At 58.5% G+C, this 14,534-nt stretch carries 13 protein-coding genes; 6 read left to right on the top strand and 7 right to left on the bottom strand.

Annotation, left to right across the window (positions count from 1 at the left end; all coding sequences use genetic code 11):
* Positions 1-2: 2 nt before the first annotated feature.
* From atpE to atpD, 5 genes are read right to left on the bottom strand one after another with little or no spacing between them, the layout of a single operon-like run.
* Positions 3-266 (bottom strand): ATP synthase F0 subunit C, encoded by a 264-nt coding sequence (gene atpE, locus C4S72_RS06400; protein WP_200826735.1) that lies wholly within the window; start codon positions 264-266, stop codon positions 3-5.
* A 1-nt stretch (position 267) separates the two neighbouring features.
* Positions 268-999 (bottom strand): F0F1 ATP synthase subunit A, encoded by a 732-nt coding sequence (locus C4S72_RS06395; RefSeq protein WP_104002194.1) that lies wholly within the window; start codon positions 997-999, stop codon positions 268-270.
* Between the two features lie 3 nt (positions 1,000-1,002).
* A complete protein-coding gene (locus C4S72_RS06390) occupies positions 1,003-1,278 on the bottom strand; it encodes an AtpZ/AtpI family protein (RefSeq protein ID WP_104002193.1) in 276 nt (91 codons plus the stop codon).
* A 27-nt stretch (positions 1,279-1,305) separates the two neighbouring features.
* A complete protein-coding gene (locus tag C4S72_RS06385) occupies positions 1,306-1,731 on the bottom strand; it encodes a F0F1 ATP synthase subunit epsilon (protein WP_104002192.1) in 426 nt (141 codons plus the stop codon).
* Positions 1,728-3,125, bottom strand: coding sequence for a F0F1 ATP synthase subunit beta (gene atpD / locus C4S72_RS06380; RefSeq protein WP_104002191.1), 1,398 nt, complete (start codon positions 3,123-3,125; stop codon positions 1,728-1,730). Before atpD ends, C4S72_RS06385 begins: the two co-directional genes overlap by 4 nt.
* Positions 3,126-3,480: 355 nt before the next feature.
* Here atpD and C4S72_RS06375 point away from each other — a divergent pair, with 355 nt between their 5' ends.
* Entirely contained in the window at positions 3,481-4,368 is an 888-nt protein-coding gene (locus C4S72_RS06375) for a DMT family transporter (protein ID WP_235009063.1), read from the top strand.
* A 150-nt stretch (positions 4,369-4,518) separates the two neighbouring features.
* On the opposite strand, the gene C4S72_RS06370 is transcribed toward C4S72_RS06375, so the two are convergent.
* Positions 4,519-4,866, bottom strand: coding sequence for a SemiSWEET transporter (locus C4S72_RS06370; RefSeq protein WP_104002189.1), 348 nt, complete (start codon positions 4,864-4,866; stop codon positions 4,519-4,521).
* An 846-nt stretch (positions 4,867-5,712) separates the two neighbouring features.
* A complete protein-coding gene (locus C4S72_RS06365) occupies positions 5,713-6,582 on the bottom strand; it encodes a prephenate dehydratase (protein ID WP_104002188.1) in 870 nt (289 codons plus the stop codon).
* Between the two features lie 130 nt (positions 6,583-6,712).
* Between C4S72_RS06365 and trmH the strand changes: the two genes are divergently transcribed.
* From trmH to C4S72_RS06340, 5 genes are all read left to right on the top strand, one after another.
* The gene (gene trmH / locus C4S72_RS06360; RefSeq protein ID WP_104002187.1) at positions 6,713-7,396 is read left to right on the top strand and encodes a tRNA (guanosine(18)-2'-O)-methyltransferase TrmH; all 684 of its coding nucleotides are present in this window, start codon (positions 6,713-6,715) and stop codon (positions 7,394-7,396) included.
* Between the two features lie 39 nt (positions 7,397-7,435).
* Positions 7,436-9,472: a sensor histidine kinase gene (locus C4S72_RS06355; RefSeq protein WP_104002186.1), complete on the top strand. Its 2,037-nt coding sequence runs from the start codon at positions 7,436-7,438 to the stop codon at positions 9,470-9,472.
* A 25-nt stretch (positions 9,473-9,497) separates the two neighbouring features.
* Entirely contained in the window at positions 9,498-10,898 is a 1,401-nt protein-coding gene (locus tag C4S72_RS06350) for a sigma-54-dependent transcriptional regulator (RefSeq protein WP_104002185.1), read from the top strand.
* Positions 10,899-11,137: 239 nt separating this feature from the next.
* Entirely contained in the window at positions 11,138-12,169 is a 1,032-nt protein-coding gene (locus tag C4S72_RS06345) for a TAXI family TRAP transporter solute-binding subunit (RefSeq protein WP_104002184.1), read from the top strand.
* 97 nt (positions 12,170-12,266) lie between these two features.
* On the top strand, positions 12,267-14,402 hold the full coding sequence (locus C4S72_RS06340; protein ID WP_104002183.1) for a TRAP transporter permease: 2,136 nt from the start codon (positions 12,267-12,269) through the stop codon (positions 14,400-14,402).
* Positions 14,403-14,534: the final 132 nt, after the last annotated feature.

Here is a 14,534-nt window from a genome sequence, read left to right as displayed (position 1 = left end):
TCTCAGGAAGTGGGAAGCAGGTATTCCAGCAGCGGATTACGGAACAGCACGATGAGCACAATCACCAGCACGTAGATCGCCAGCGACTCGATCATCGCGAGGCCGATGAACAGGGTGCGCATAATCGACTTTTCCGCTTCGGGTTGGCGTGCCAACGCATCCAGGGCGCTGCTGATCGCTCGCCCCATGGCGAAGGCGGGTCCAAGCACACCGATGGCGATGGCAAGCACGGCGCCGACGGTGGATAGAATCGTGAACCAGGACATATCATTCACGGCTGTGCTCCTTATCTGAATCGGTTTCTATCGGTTCTGTTTGTTGTTCTGCGCGCAGTTGCTGGGATTGCAGGCCGCCGGCCACGTAGATCAGCGCCAGCATGCCGAAGATATAGGCCTGAACCAGCGCCTCGATGATATGCAGCATAAGAATCGGAATCGGGGCGAGAAATCCGGCCACCACCAGGATCAGCAGGGCTGCGGTTTCAAGACTCAGCATGTTGCCGAACAGGCGCACCGCCAGTGCGATGGTGCGCGATATCTCGCTGACGATATGAAACGGCAGCATCAGCGGCGTGGGGCTCAGGTAGTGTTTTAGATAGCGGCTCAGGCCCTGATCCCGGATGCCGTACCAGTGCACCGAGAAAAACACGATTAACGCCAGCGCCGAGGTGGCGGACAGGTCCCGCGTCGGTGAGTGCAGCCCCGGTATCAACCCAACCAGGTTGGCGATCACGATGAAGATCCATAAGGTAGTGATAAAGGGCAGCAGTAGACGCACATGATCCGGCGCCACGGCTCGGATAGCCTCTTCGGCGGCATTGAGCACACCCTCTGCCAGGGTTTGCAGACGACTGGGTTTGTCGACGTGCAGGTCGCGGGAGATCAGCCAGGCGACCAGACTCAGCAGGGCGATAATCGCCCAGGTGGTGATTACGGTGCCGGTGACCTCAACGGGCCCCAGCCTGAACACTACGCCGCTGAACATGGCGTTTTCCTGCATCCGTTACTCCCGTATCGCCAGATATAGATTCACCGCGCCGATAAACACGCCGATAAAGATCAGGCTTAGCGTCCACCGCATCTCGTAGCCGCTCTGTATGCTGTCGATCCAGCGCCCCAGGTAGGCGCCGCCAATGACCGGCAGGACAAACAGCAGCCCCAGGCGTCCCATGTAAACCGTCTGCGCCAGCAGGTTCGGGCGATCCTTCTCCGCCTGCTGCATCCGTTTTGCCTGCTGCTCCACCCGTTTGCGCAGTCTGTTTTTTTGCGGGTCGGTCATGGGCTGCTCCTGAGCTCTATTACGGCTCTATTGCCTGGAACCGGGCGCATCCTGGCCCAGCTCCCAGAGCCTGCGCAGCAACTGCTGCTCCATCCGGTGCAGGCTGCGCTTCACCGTGATCAGCTGCTCCTCCTCTGCGAGCAATTGCTCACGCAGCAGCGTGGAAATACGCTGGTAGTCGCGATCAAGCAGAAAATGGCGGGTGCAGATGCGCAGCCGATTGTCGGCGAAGTAGAGCATCGCGCCTGGCATCGCCAGGTACTGCCAGTCATCATCGGTGCAGCGAAACCGTGCCAGCCCGAACACCAGCGGTGTCATCAGCCGTGTGTGCCCGGCCTGAATACCGAAGCTGCCGGATGCATCCTCGCCGACGAAGGATATGAGGCCCGGGATCTCTCGTTTTTCCGTGGCGGACAGCAGTTCCAGTCGGTAGCTATTGACCGGGCCGTTCATGAGCGGGCCTCCTGCATACTGCCGCGCATGTAACACTGTTGCTCGGGCGTGGTGTCAAAATCACCGCGAAGGAAGCCCTCGCAGTCATCCAGTGTGGCGTTGAGTGGCACCGCAACGCCCGTAACGCCGGTGTGTGAGGCGGTGACGCGGAAAGGCTGGGTCAGATAGCGCTGCAGTTTGCGCGCGCGCATGATGATGCGGCGGTCCTCGGCGGAAAGCTCCTCGATACCGAGCATGGCGATAATATCTTCCAGCTCATGGTAGCGGGCGAGATGCTCGCGCACTGCTCTGGCGATGCTGTAGTGGCGCTCGCCAAGGGTGTGCCGGTCCATGAGCCGGCTGTTCGACTGCAGCGGTTCCACGGCGGGGTAGATCCCCTTGCCGGCCTGGGCGCGGGAGAGCACCACCGAGGAGTCGAGATGGCTGAGAATGGCGCTCACGGCGGGGTCGGTCATATCGTCGGCTGGCACGTAAACCGCCTGAACCGAGGTGATGGCGCCATCGCGGGTGGAAAGAATCCGGTCCTGCAGCTCGGCCACCTCGGTGATCAGCGTCGGCTGGTAGCCTACGGTGGCGGGCATACGGCCGAGCAGGCTGGAGATCTCACTGCCGGCCTGGACGAAGCGGAAGATGTTATCCATGACGAACAGCACCTCTTTGCGCAGCGTATCGCGCAGGTATTCGGCGTAGGTCAGCGCCGACAGGCCGATGCGGAAGCGCACACCCGGTGACTCATCCATCTGGCCGAACATCATCAGGCTTTCCTGCATCACCCCGGCTTCATCCATTTCATGCCAGAGCTCGTGTGCCTCACGTATACGCTCGCCGACGCCGGCAAAGACGGAAACGCCGGAGTGAAGCGCCACCACCGCATGCATGAACTCCATCACCAACACCGTTTTGCCAACACCGGCGCCGCCGAACAGGCCGGTCTTGCCGCCACGCACAAAGGGGCAAAGCAGGTCGATCACCTTGATGCCGGTTTCGAGGATGGCGCCGGTGCCCACCGCCTCGGACAGTGCAGCCGGTGGACGGTGGATATTGCTGAAACTCTCGGCCTGCAGGGGCGGGCCGCCATCGAGCGGTTCGCCGAAGATATTGAGCAGCCGACCGAGGCAGTGGGGCGTCACCGGTACATGCAGCGGTGCACCGGTATCGTAGACCGGCATACCGCGGTAGAGACCGCTGGTGCGGTGCAGAGTAATGGCGCGAACATGATGGCGGTCGATATGCTGATGTACCTCGAACAGGCAGCTGTCGTGGTCGTAATACGCGCAGAGTGCCTGGCGCATCGGCGGCAGCTGTTTACAGCGAATGACCACTACCGGGCCATGAACCTCTGTGATGCTGCCGATGGCGACCGGCGCACTCTGGCTGTCGCTGGCGCTGTTCACGGTGATTCCCCTAACTCCTTGTTTCACTGTCTATTCGCACGATTTGCAGTATCATGGGTGCTCTTTTCGCTGTTCTTTTGCCCTCAGGCTGCTGAGCCGGACCTGGATCCCTCGCGCCATGAGCGGGCGTCGATGCGTTCGTTTGAGCGCTGCACTTTAGTCAGCCCCTTTTTAGCAACGCCTTATATTCAGTAAAGCTGTTGTTTGGGCGAACGCCAGTCTCTGTCATGGGATGTTTGATCTCTGTTGCGTTCCGCAACGCGTGGCATCTGTGCTCTGCAAGGCTGGCGATTCACAACTAACGGATTTTTTCAGGCATGCAGTATCAGCCTGCTGCCCTGTAAGGAGACAATGCGTGACCCTCTCCAACCATGTGAAGGCGGATATTCTTCTGCTGATCACTACTTTTCTGGCGGGTGCTGGCTGGATCATGTCCAAGGAGGCGCTGGCCGGATTTGCGCCACTGCTATTCATCTCCATGCGCTTTGCCCTGGCGGGGCTGATCCTTTTGCCGATCAACGCCAGGGCGCTGGCGCGGCTGAGCTCGCAGCAATGGAAGGGGTGCTTGCTGGTGGGGCTGTTCTTCGGTTGTGGCATGGTGTTCTGGGTGCTGGGCCTGAAGATCGCCACCCATATCGGTGTGGGCGCATTCCTGGCCAGTCTTGGCGTGGTCTTGGTGCCGCTGCTGGGTGTTCTGTTTGGTGACCGACCCGGTCGCTACGTCTATTACTCGCTACCCTGTGTGGTGGCGGGGCTAGCCTGCCTGTCGCTGGACAGCACGTTCAGCATTGGTCTGGGCGAGCTCTGCTTTCTCGGCGCCGCGTTCTTTCTTGCGCTGATGTTCATCATGAACAGCAAGGCCTCCAGCAAAACTCCGGTAGGGCCGCTGACCACGGTTCAGTTGCTGGTGACAGGCGCCATCACACTGCTGGTATCGGCGATTTTCGAAACCTGGTACCTACCGCAAACCGGCGCCGTCTGGGGGTGGTTTGTCGCCAGCGTATTGATCGGAACGATCCTGCGTTTCTCGATCCAGACCCGGGGGCAAAGCATGGCCCCTATCAGTCATGCAGCGATTATCATGACGCTGGAACCCGTTTGGGCGGCGTTGATGGCGGCGTTCTGGTTGGGCGATAGCATGAGTGCCATGCAGATAGCGGGCTGCGGACTGATTTTTCTGGCGATGCTGGTAAACCGCTGGCCGGCGATTCGAGCCTGGTTCGGAATCAAGGGTGCAGCCTGAAGCGGTTCTGCAGGGACAAAGTCAGAAAGGGTAAATCAATGGGATTCTGCCCGGGCCTGAAGGGGAGGAAGGGCCCGGGCAGAAGATGAGGAGACTATCGGCGGATCGCCAGCATTGCAGTGGCAGATCGCCGGGGTAGTGATAGCCTCCTCAGGCAGCGGCTGCCAACTCTTCGTTAGCAGCACTCACTACCGCGACATCCGTGTTATCAGCCACCAATTGTAGCGCATGTTTGCGGTTCTGACGGCGTTTGGTCAGGGTCAGACCCAGTACCGAAACGGCCAGTGCCAGGGTAATGCTGTTGGAAATGATGATCGGCGCTTTCTGCAGAAAAACACCATATCCAAGCCAAAGGGCAACACCCAGGGTAAAAATCGAATACATCTGCAGAGAGATGCCATCAACATTACCTGTACGCAGGATCTGTACAACCTGCGGAATAAAAGCACTGGTAGTGCAGAAAGCGGCAATCATGCCTACGACGGTGATCGGTTCCATCGGCCAACCTCGGACGGCTTAAGCGTTTAAATTAAAAAACAGAATGCCCGGTAGCGCCGCGACGGCGTTACTGGGAAAAATCGTTTATAGCCAAGGGCTTGGGTGTAAAAGTGGGCTTTAAGGCGAGAAGCCGGGCCCGGCAGTCCTGAACGGCGCTGCCTGATGTGTTGTTTTGTTGGCGGCGATTCTAGGGATGGAGTTTTCTCTGATCAATAGAGAAAATGTAAAAAATATAAATAAATTAATTCACCTTAGCGGGATGACTATTTTAGGTTTTATATTCAAATAGGGTTCCTATCTATTTACCGATTAGGGGTGCGATAGTTTATTTAAAATACTGGCTGCATGTGTCAGTGTAATTAATCAGGTGCTGTATAAATAACAACCAGTTAGTGCAGGTTGTGGATTTTCTTTCGATGGTGGTTCGCTTAGGAACCCTAAACAAATCCGGGGTGGTCCGTTAGCCTTGCTAGCGACTCTGCACGTTCAGGCGTCGGCGAATTGCCAGTGGGCAATTTTTGCAAAACTGGTTAAGATTTATGCAACGGTCGTCAGTGCCCACTCAGGGTGCTTAGACTTGTTGAACCGGCCAGAGATAAAAAATCCCCTCTCCGGGAGGAGAGGGGTAGGCAAAGTGCAAACAACTCCAACGGCCGGAGCTGCAAGATGGGATGCGATAGGTGAAGAGAGACACCTGTCGCGTCCTGATCCCTCAGGACAACTTAAATATAGCGCTTATGCTGCAATGCACAATGGTGTTAGTGCTTTTTTTAAAACAATTTAGTTATAAAAAAAGCCCGTCTTGCTGCATTGCAACAAGCGGGCTTTTTTTCAGATAAGTTGAAATCAGTCTTCGATGCTGACCTGCTGGCTGTAGCGGAAAGGGTGCGCCGGGTAGGTGCCGATGATCCTGACCGATTTGGCAAAGAAGTGCAGCTCCTGCAGCGCGTACTGCATCGACTGATCGTGGGGGTGCCCCTCCACATCCAGATGGAAGCTGGATACCTGCATGGTATCCGACGCCATATAGCTCTCCAGCTTGACCATGTTGATTCCGTTGGTGGCGAAGCCGCCTAGCGCCTTGTACAGCGCGGCTGGCAGGTTGCGTACGGTAAACATGATGGTGGTCAGGAAGTGCTCGCTGCTGCCCGGTTCCGGCACATGGCCATCCTTGGTGAGGATGATAAAGCGGGTGGTGTTACCGTTCTTGTCCTGAAAGTTCTCGCGCAGAATCTCGAGCCCATAGAGCTCGGCGGCCAGGCTGGAGGCGATCACGGCGTGGCCCGCCTGGCGGGATTCGGCCAGATCGGCTGCGGAGCCCGCGGTATCCAGTGCAGCGATAGGCGTCAGCCCCAGCGCTTTGAGGTTGCCATCGCACTGCGCCAGCGCCTGGGGGTGGGAGGATATGGTCTTCAGATCCTCGATCCGGGTGCCCGGCAGACCCAGCAGGCAGTGGTTCACCGGCTCGAAATGCTCACCGATGATATGCAGCTGGGTTTTCGGCATCAGCCGGTAAATCTCTTCTACACGGCCCGCGGTGGAGTTTTCCAGCGGGATCATGGCGAACTTCGCTTCCCCGTTATCGACCATAAACATCGCGTCGACAAAGCTCTCACAGGCGTGCGCCTGCATCTGCGGAAAGACGCGGGTGCAGGAAAGGTGAGAGTAGGCGCCGGGGTATCCCTGGTAGGCGATGATGTCGTTCGAGTCGCTCATGGTCTGTGTTTATTCCTGTAAACATAACGGGTGGTCGGCGATTATCGCACGTCCCGGCGGGTGGCAAAACACGAAGTGGCCTAGCCTATACCAATGGCGGTACCATCTGCGCTGGAATTGAGGAACGCAGATGACACCGGAAAGAGAACAACGATTACTTCAGGTGCTGAGACGGCGCCAGCCGGACCTGACCCTGATCGCCGACAAAGTACACAAGCCTCGCAACATGGCTGCCCTGGTACGTAATTGCGATGCCGTCGGGATCCCGAAAATGCATGTGGTTAAACCGGACCACGAATATCGCCGCTATCGGGGAACCTCCCGTGGCAGCGACCGTTGGGTTGAATCCGTGGTTCACTCCACCCTTACTGAAGCGGTCGATGCGGTGCGTGCCCAGGGGATGAAAATCTACGCCGCACACCTTTCCGACACCGCGGTGGATTTCCATGATGTGGATTACACCGTCCCCTGCGCCATCCTGATGGGGGCGGAAAAGGCCGGTATCAGCGAAGAGGCAGCGCAGGCGGCGGATCTGCATATCACCGTACCGATGATGGGTATGGTGGAGTCGCTGAACGTCTCCACCGCTGCCGGGATTATCCTGATAGAGGCCCAGCGGCAGCGCAAGCTGGCTGGCCTCTATGAACTGGACCGCATGCCGGCGGAGGTGATCGCCCGGCATATGTTCGAGTCCCGCTACCAAAAGATCGCCACGCACTGCCTGACGGCCGGCCTGCCGTACCCGGAGTACGACGAGATGGGCGAGCTGCTCGATCCCGAGGCCTGTAAGGCGTTGCTGGCTCGCAGAGCCTGATCAGGAAAACTTTGCCAAGCGCTCGGAGGCTGTCACTTGTTGTCGTTTCGTCCACTGGTTCTGATGACGCTGTACCTGGTCTGCGTATTGGTGCTGACTCTGGTTGCGGGGATGTTCAGCCGTAACTGGGCCCTGGACAGCCTGCATGACGAAGCCTCCGACCGGCTGCTGAGCAACGTCACCCAGCTGCGCACGGCGCTGGATCAGTACCGCTATCTGCCCTTTGTGCTGACGCAGAGCCGAGAGGTGCGCACGCTATTGCGTCTTCCCGATGCCGATGTCGGTGGCCCGGTTGACCGTTACCTGGAGCAGATCAACCTGGTGGCGGGATCGAGCGCGCTGCTGGTGCTTGATCTCAGTGGCTGGCCCCAGGCGTCCAGCAACTGGCGCGACCAGCAGGAGTTGCTGGCCAGTTCCCAGTCGGAAAAGCAGTACTTCCAGCAGGCGATATCCGGTCATGAAGGACGTGAATTCGTGCAGGAGGGGAGGCCGGCAAGGGCGGCGCTGTACCTGTCGGCGCCGATCTACGACCAGCAGGACCTGATCGGCGTGGCGGCCATGCGTCTGGAACTGGATAAACTGCACGAACAGTTACCGATCGATTATCCGTTTTTGATAGCCGACATGAATGGCAAGCAGCTATTCAGCATGAATATGCCGGCGACCCTGCCGTCCTCCAGTACCGAGGTGCTTGGCGATGGCACCCAGGTTCATCTGTTGAGTCTCGACGATAACCCTTATCTGATGCACAGCGTGGTGCTTGATGATCTGCAGTGGCGGGTCAGCGTGCTGGTGGATGCCCGCAGCGTCGGTCAACAGCAGCGCATAGTAGCCGGCAGCATCGCCGGCGCCGGTTTCGCGCTGGGGCTTTTGATCCTCTATCTGCGTGAAAAACGCCAGAAGCGCGCGCTGCAGCGCGAACAGGCGCGGGAGAGGGTGCTCAACCAGGAGCGCCAGCAGGATATGATCAGCACCGCCCAGGTGGGTCTGATCAATATCGACGCCCAGGGAATTATTCATTTCATCAACCCGATGGCGACACAGCTGTTTGGGGTGACTGCTGAGTCGATGCGGGATCGTGAGTTCAGCACGTTGATTGTTGACGATGCCGCGGGAGATCTGCTGCGCGAGACGCTGAGCCGTCTGCACCGTACCCAGCATGAGCCGCTGACCAACGTTGAAACCATTGGCCAACGGGGCGATGGCAGTCTGTTCCCGATGATGGTGTCGGTGCGCGGCATGGCGCACCACCCGGAGCTCGGGTACCTGGTGACGGTGATCGATATCAGCCGCCGCAAACGCCTGGAACAGGCGCTGCGCGAGGCCAACGAATCGCTCGAGCACAAGGTGGCTGAACGCACCCGGGCGCTGGAAGAGACCCAGGCAGAATTGGTGCAGGCGGGCAAGCTGGCTGCGCTCGGCCGGATGTCGGCGCAGGTGGTGCATGAGCTCAACCAGCCGCTGACGGCGATCCGTACTTACCTGGCCATTGGCCGGCGCCAGCTGGAAAATCCGCAGATGCAGGCGGACAATTACCGCCAGTTGGAAAGCCTGATCGACCGCATGGCGCTGATCACCGGGCAGTTGAAGACCTTCGCCTATAAAAAGCCGGAGGCCCTCGCGCCGGTGCCGGTGGGTCAATCGATCGACCAGGTGCTGGGGCTTTTCCGGGGCCGCTTCGCCGAGATGAATCTGCAGCTCTGCTACGACCCACCAGGGCCGGATGTGCAGCTCAGTGGCGATCAGGCCCGTTTCGAACAGGTGCTGATCAACCTGGTGAAAAACGCCTGTGACGCCATGCAGGGCCAGGAGCCTCCGCATCGCCTGACGTTGCTGGTCAGCGAAGTGGGAGAGGATATTTCGCTGCGCGTTGAGGATAACGGCCCGGGTATCGATGCGGAGCATCGCGAGCAGCTGTTCGAGCCGTTTTTCACCACCAAAGAGGTAGGTACCGGCCTGGGTCTGGGGCTTGCGATCGTGCATTCCATCGTGCGCGATCTGGGCGGCGATATCCATGTCGGGCAGGGCGCCGAGGGTGGAGCCTGCTTCGAAGTAACATTCAAACGGTTCAATTAATAAGACGATGAAATTAAGGGACGATATGAAAGCGGAATTGCCGGCCGATGCGGTCATCCAGTGTCGTTGTGTCATGCTGGTGGATGATGAGGCGATGGTGCGCGAATCCACCGCGCAGTGGCTGACGATGTGTGGCTTTCATGTGGTCTCCTTTGCCTCGGCCAAAGAAGCACTGAAGGCGCTGACACCGGTCTGGCCCGGTGTGTTGTTGACCGATGTGCGGATGCCGGAGATGGACGGCATGACCCTGATGCAGGAGGCACGGGCCAAGGTAGAAGGACTGCCGGTGATCCTGCTCACCGCCCACGGTGACGTGGATATGGCGATCAGCGCGATGCACGAGGGCGCCTACGATTTTATCGAAAAGCCCTATGTGCCGGACCGTCTTGCGGAAACGATTCAGCGCGCCTGCGAAAAGCGTCGCCTGATGGTAGAAAATTTGCGCCTGCAGCAGGACCTGGCGACTCGCTCCGGTCTCGATGCCAAGCTGATCGGTATCTCTCCGGCGATTACCCGGGTGCGTGATGAGATTCTGACCCTGGGCCAGCTTGAAACCAACGTGATCATCTATGGCGAGACAGGTACCGGCAAAGAGCTGGTGGCCCAGTGTCTGCACAGTTTCAGCAATCGCGCCAATAAACCCTTTGTACCGCTGAACTGCGGCGCTATCCCTGAGAACCTGATCGAAAGCGAGTTGTTTGGCCATGAGGCCGGTGCCTTTACCGGCGCCAACAAGCGGCGCATCGGCAAGTTTGAGTACGCCAGCGGCGGTACGCTGTTCCTTGATGAGATCGAGAGCATGCCGCACAGCCTGCAGGTGAAACTGTTGCGAGCGCTGCAGGAAGGAGTGGTGGAGCGCCTCGGCTCCAATCAGCCGATTCCGGTCGATCTGCGGGTGGTGGCGGCTTCCAAGGTGGATCTGCGGGATGAAAGCAGCTTCCGTGAGGATCTGTTCTACCGCCTTTGCGTGTCCGAACTGCACCTGACGCCCTTGCGCGACCGGCTCGACGACGTACCTCTGCTGTTCGCTCACTACGTAGCGCTGGCGGCGACCGATCATCAGCGCGAACCTCGTCCGCTCAGCGATCACGATATCGATGCGCTCCAGTCCTACGCCTGGCCCGGCAACGTGCGTGAGCTTAAAAACGTGGCGATCCGCTTTGCCCTGGACCGTCGCGCTACGGTGGCGGAGCTGTTGTCACGGGGACAGCCGCCACTGGCAACGGTGCGTATCAACCAGCGTGGTTTGCCGCTGGCTGTTCAGGTGGCGGAATTTGAAGCCCAGGCGATCCGCAAGAGCTTGGGAGTCCATGGAGGCAATATCAAGGCCGTGATGGAGGAACTCGATCTTCCGCGCCGTACCCTGAACCAGAAGATGCAGCGCTACGGTATCAGCCGCGGTGAGTTTGTCAGTGATGATGAATAAGCGAAATATTGCCTAGTGCGGCGAAAATTATAGGCGGAATTTTGCTCATCCCCGCCTTTTGGTGAAAGTGTCTTTGATAAATATCTATACGAAACATATAGATAAGCTTAATTAGGAAGTGTGGCCTGTTCCTTGCTTTGTGAATGAGGATTGAGATCAGGCGGCGGGCTCACCCCAGCTTACCCCAAGCGCAGCTTAGGTCCGTCGTTTGCCAATAACCAAAACAAAAGGATGCAGGAATGAAAATAACTAAGCGTAATTTCGTCAAAGGCATGGGAATCGCTCTGGCCATGGGCGTTACCACCGGCACCAGCGGACTGGTTCAGGCTGCCGAAGAGAACCGCTCTTACATTCTCGCCACCGCTTCCACCGGCGGTACCTTCTACCCCGTAGGTGTTGCCCTGGCGACTCTGGCCAAGGTTAAGCTCGAGCCGACCACCGGCCTTGCGCTGTCTGCGATCAACTCCGCAGGATCCGGCGAAAACATCAAGATGATGCGTGAGGGAGAAGCTCAGTTTTCCATCCTTCAGGGTCTTTACGGCGCCTGGGCATGGCAGGGCAAAGGTCAGCTGGCCGATGCCGGTAAACAGGAATACCTGCGCTCCGTTTCCATGCTGTGGCAGAACGTTGAGCAGTTCGTCATCCGTTCCGAATACGCCGAAACCGGCACCATCAGTGATCTGGCTGGCTTCACCGACCGCAAGTTCTCCATCGGTAGCAAAAACTCCGGTACCGAAGGTTCCGGCCGTGAAATCCTCGGCAACCTGGGGATCGATCCGGATAGCTTCAACCTGGCTTACATGGGTTATGGTCCGTCCGCAGACGCTATGCAGAACGGTACCATCGACGGCATGAACATCCCGTCCGGCGTTCCGACCTCGGCCATCACCCGTGCGTACGCGGCCATGGGTTCCGACATCCAGGTGCTGAACTTCACCGACGAGCAGATGGCCAAGGCCAACGGTCCTTACGAACTGTGGACTCGCTTTAACATTCCTGAAAATACCTACCCGGGTCAGACTCAGGCGATCAACACCATCGCCCAGCCGAACTTCCTGGCGGTGCGTGCTGACGTCTCCGAAGAAGATGTTTACCAGCTGACCAAAACCATCTACGAAAACCTCACCTTCCTGAACGGTATCCACGCCGCCACCAAGGCGATGGCACTGGAAAAAGCGATCGCTGGCCTGCCGGCACCGCTGCACCCGGGTGCGCTGCGTTACTACCGCGAAGTCGGCCTGGAAATCCCTGATCGTCTGATCGCTGAATAAGCCCTCAGGGGTTCCATTCTGAAATAAGCGCCCGTCCTGCGATTTCGTGGGGCGGGTGTGTTCGGTTGTTTTTAGAAAGAATATTGAGGTCGTGTCCATGACAGCCACCGATGATCAGCAGACCGAGGAGCGGTTGAAAAGCCTGGAATTGGCCCAGCGCGATGAAAACTCGCCGGTCGGCCGATTCATTTATTGGGCGGGCGTAGTTTTTGCGCTGGCGCATATCTACTTCAACACAATCGGAACCATGTCCGAGCTCTGGGTATCGGCGATCCACTTCGCCGGCTTTGCCCTGATTACGGCGCTGATGGTGCCGATGTGCACGCCGAAAAGCGCATCGTCCGGCAAGTTGGTGCTGGCGATCGACCTTGCCATAGGTTTTCTCGCTGTCGGAACCACCATCTACCTGATGTTGTTTGAGGATGCGCTGTATGCCCGTGGCGTGCAGTTCGTGACCTCTGACTGGATCGTGGCCTTTATCGCCATCGCAATCGCACTGGAGATGACCCGCCGTACCACCGGCTGGTTTATACCGTCGATGATCGTCGTGGCGCTGACCTACGTGTTCTGGTGGGGGCAGTATGTGCCCGGCATGTTCCAGTTCCCGGGGCTGTCGCTTGAGACGGTGATGTTCCGCAGCTACTTCTCGTCCGAGGGTATGTTCGGTGCGATTGCCCAGATTTCATGGACCTATGTGTTCATGTTCATTCTTTTTGGCGCCTTCCTGGTTAAGTCCGGCGCCGGCGATTTCATCATCGAGCTGTCCCGCTGTGTGGCTGGCCGCTTTATCGGCGGTCCGGGCCTTGTGGCGGTATTCGGTTCCGGCCTGATGGGCTCCGTATCCGGCTCCTCAGTGGCGAACACCGTATCCACCGGTGTGATCACCATCCCGATGATGCGTAAGGCGGGTTTCCCGGCGCGTTTCGCAGCCGGTGTTGAAGCAGCAGCATCCACGGGCGGGCAGTTGATGCCGCCGGTGATGGGGGCGGGCGCGTTCATCATGGCGTCTTACACCCAGATCCCTTATGTCACTATTATCGGTATCGCCGCACTGCCGGCGCTGCTGTACTTCCTTTCCGTCGCCTTTTACGTGCGCGTCGAGGCCAAGCGCAGCCACACCGAGGCGGTAGAGATTGAATCCCGTCCGCTGAAAGAGGTGTTCAAAGAGGGCTGGCACTGCCTGCTGCCGCTGGTGGTTCTGGTAACCCTGCTGATCTACGGTTATACGCCGACCTATGCCGCAGGTATCTCGATCATCTCCGTGGTAGTGGCTTCCTGGTTGTCGCCGCGCAAGATGGGCGTGCGTGATGTGCTGGATGCGCTGGCACAGGGCTCGAAAAACATGGCGACCACCGCCATGCTGCTGATCGCCGTGGGTATCGTTGTCAACGTGGTCGCGATGACCGGTATCGGTAACACCTTCTCGCTGATGGTAACCGACTGGGCCGGTGGCAGCCTGCTGATCACCATTGCACTGGTGGCGCTGGCATCGCTGGTGCTGGGTATGGGCCTGCCGGTAACCGCGGCTTACATCGTACTGGCAACTTTGTCGGCACCGGCGCTGTACAACCTGATGGCCGAGCGTGAGCTGATAGATATGATCGCTTCCGGTCAGCTGCCAGAAGCGGCGCGCACCATCTTCATGCTGATCGATCCCAATGCGTTGACCGCTCTGGCGCAGCCGATGCCTACCGCCGATGCGGCGGCACTGGTGGCCCAGGTACCGGCGGACTTCAAGAGTCAGCTGCTGGAGCAGGCTCTGGATCCGACGCTGATCTCCATGCTGCTGCTGTCTGCGCATATGATCATCTTCTGGCTGTCACAGGACTCCAACGTGACACCACCGGTATGTCTGACCGCGTTTGCGGCGGCGGCGATCGCCCGCACACCGCCTATGGCGACCGGCTTTACCGCCTGGAAGATCTCCAAGGGTCTGTACGTGGTGCCGCTGCTGTTTGCCTACACGCCGTTTATAGGCGGTAGCTGGGAGGAGGTGATCACCATCTTCATCTTCGGCATTCTCGGCATGTACGCCTTTGTCGGCTTCATGGAAGGCTACCTGGAAGGCAAACTCAACATTGCGCTGCGCCTGGCCAGTGGCGTCTGTGCGCTGGGGCTGCTCTGGCCGCACGGTCATCTCACCTATGACCTGATCGCCGCCGTGGCGTTTGTAGCGCTGCTGATTTTCAGCCGTCGTTACCACACGCCGGTGACCAAAGCCGCTGCCGCCTGAGGCTTGTGAGGCGCTGATTAACGTCGCTGATACTGGGCCGGGTTTATTCCCGGCCCAGTAATATCTTTTTTCGATACAGTGTTTTCTTAACTGCAACAGAAAAATCTCTGGTTTAACTATCGCTTAATCGAT

The sequence above is a fragment of the Marinobacterium lutimaris genome, from assembly GCF_900108065.1.
GTDB classification, from domain to species: Bacteria; Pseudomonadota; Gammaproteobacteria; order Pseudomonadales; family Balneatricaceae; genus Marinobacterium_D; species Marinobacterium_D lutimaris.
This window is presented reverse-complemented; position numbering and strand designations above follow the sequence as displayed.

Coding starts and splice junctions, on each gene's coding strand:
- C4S72_RS06395 (WP_104002194.1), bottom strand. CDS start 999: ATGCAGGAAAACGCCATGTTCAGCGGCGTAGTGTTCAGGCTGGGGCCC.
- C4S72_RS06345 (WP_104002184.1), top strand. CDS start 11,138: ATGAAAATAACTAAGCGTAATTTCGTCAAAGGCATGGGAATCGCTCTG.
- C4S72_RS06340 (WP_104002183.1), top strand. CDS start 12,267: ATGACAGCCACCGATGATCAGCAGACCGAGGAGCGGTTGAAAAGCCTG.
- C4S72_RS06365 (WP_104002188.1), bottom strand. CDS start 6,582: ATGAGCGACTCGAACGACATCATCGCCTACCAGGGATACCCCGGCGCC.
- C4S72_RS06385 (WP_104002192.1), bottom strand. CDS start 1,731: ATGAACGGCCCGGTCAATAGCTACCGACTGGAACTGCTGTCCGCCACG.
- C4S72_RS06350 (WP_104002185.1), top strand. CDS start 9,498: ATGAAAGCGGAATTGCCGGCCGATGCGGTCATCCAGTGTCGTTGTGTC.
- atpE (WP_200826735.1), bottom strand. CDS start 266: ATGTCCTGGTTCACGATTCTATCCACCGTCGGCGCCGTGCTTGCCATC.
- trmH (WP_104002187.1), top strand. CDS start 6,713: ATGACACCGGAAAGAGAACAACGATTACTTCAGGTGCTGAGACGGCGC.
- C4S72_RS06390 (WP_104002193.1), bottom strand. CDS start 1,278: ATGACCGACCCGCAAAAAAACAGACTGCGCAAACGGGTGGAGCAGCAG.
- C4S72_RS06370 (WP_104002189.1), bottom strand. CDS start 4,866: ATGGAACCGATCACCGTCGTAGGCATGATTGCCGCTTTCTGCACTACC.